Source organism: Microcoleus sp. BM001215392, from assembly GCF_036700185.1.
Classification (GTDB): domain Bacteria; phylum Cyanobacteriota; class Cyanobacteriia; order Cyanobacteriales; family Microcoleaceae; genus Microcoleus.
Map to the genome: position 1 here is coordinate 1 of NZ_JAUBOJ010000682.1, position 1,676 is coordinate 1,676.

Annotated in this window: 1 protein-coding gene; it reads right to left on the reverse strand. The window is 45.5% G+C overall.

The annotated features are described in order from the left end of the window. Positions 1-204: 204 nt before the first annotated feature. On the reverse strand, positions 205-1,518 hold the full coding sequence (locus QT974_RS34115; RefSeq protein ID WP_333472780.1) for an RNA-guided endonuclease InsQ/TnpB family protein: 1,314 nt from the start codon (positions 1,516-1,518) through the stop codon (positions 205-207). Positions 1,519-1,676 lie beyond the last annotated feature (158 nt).

Genomic DNA, 1,676 nt, shown 5'->3' on the forward strand with positions numbered 1-1,676 from the left:
AAGTTGATTTAACGGCTTTAACTATTGATTTAGCATAGTAAGTAAGGAAGAACCAAAATTATTTAAGGTCTGGGCTGTGAAAATTTATCTAGGTTTGGATAAATTTTTATCAGCGGTTTGGTAAAAGCTATCATCGTGACCGGGAGCATAGCTAATCTTTAGCTAGGCGACCTATCACGGGCGCTATAAAGTGAGCGAACAATTTCAGATTGACGTACTCCCCGGCATGAATGCACGGGGATTCTTAAAAGATGTTACGAAGCGCCCTGGCATCCGCGCTTCTCCACTCTTCTTCCTGCTTCTCGGATTCTTAACTAGACTGTTGCCAGTCCCCGTCAGACCATCTCCACAGGCAATTTCATCCAGGATGCGTCCCACCCCAGAGATCCCACGATTGCGGATCACTTGCGCGGCTGCAATATCTCTATGAGTTGTGTAGCCGCATTCGGGACAAGAATGAATCCTGTCCTTCAATTCTTTTTTGCCAGTATGCGTGTGGCACTGTGGACACACTTGGGAGGTAAAGTCCTTATTTACCTTGCCAAAGTAAACGCCGCGCTTCCAGCATACCCATTCCAAGATGGATACAAATTGACCAAACCCAGCGTCTAAAGTATGCTTACCCAGCATCCCTTTAGCCCATGCCCGAAAGTCAATATCCTCTACAAACAGCATCCCCGCGCCGTCACAAAGTTTGTGAGCTAGCTTAAAGTGCCAATCTTTGCGGGTATCGGCAATGTGTTGATGAAGTCGTGCAATTTTCTGATTGAGCTGGCGTCGATTGCCAGAGCCAAGTTTTTTATGCTTCAGTCTGCGTTGCAGTAATGTCAACTCGCGTTGCAGTGAATTTAGAAACTTTGGGCGATTTATCAGCGCGCCTTCAGAAGTTGCAGCAAATTTGTCCAGCCCTAAATCAATTCCGACAGGGTATCCTGTGGGCACAGTGTCAGGGACGCTAACAGCACTTTCCAGTGTCAGCATCAGAAAGTATCCAGAAGCCTTACGAATAATTCGAGCTTGCTTAACTACAAACCCGTCAGGAATTTCGCGAGACTTAATATACCCCATCCACCCCAATTGAGGCAGCTTGATTTGATTACCCTTCAAGAATTGACTTTTGCCCATTTGTGGATATACAAATGATCGCATTGCATCACGCTTCTTGAACCTGGGGAACCCCATTCCCTTGCGCTTCATATCTACAAACGCGGTTTCAAGTTTCCTTAAAACCTGCTGCAAGACCTGAGCGTTGACTGTTGCTAACTCAGGAAAAACGGTCTTTGCTTGAGTTAGCGCATTGGCTTGTACGTAGTAGTTTGGGTATGGCGCATCCGCTGGAATGATGTACTCAGAGGTAATTGAACAAGCATTAATTGGGCACTTACGCGAGTTGTACCAGTCTTTGCGCTCACGCAAAGCAAAGTTCCACACCTTTCGACACACATCTAAAGTGCGCTCAATCAGTTGGATTTGCTCATCCGTGGGTATTGCCTTGTACTCGTAAGTTAATGTCAGCATTGTTCAATTAGTTCCTACAAAATACTACACCATTTTGTAGGATTATTCCGGGCTGAACTCAAAACATTTTGACTCTTCTGGCTTAAGCCTGCCTCTAGCTTTCATAGCTGGTAAAAGTATAGGCATTTATGACATGACATGGGAGGCTTCAAGTCCCT

What these genes read in the sequence shown, in the direction of transcription:
- QT974_RS34115 (WP_333472780.1), bottom strand. Translation starts at nt 1,518, where the DNA reads ATGCTGACATTAACTTACGAGTACAAGGCAATACCCACGGATGAGCAA.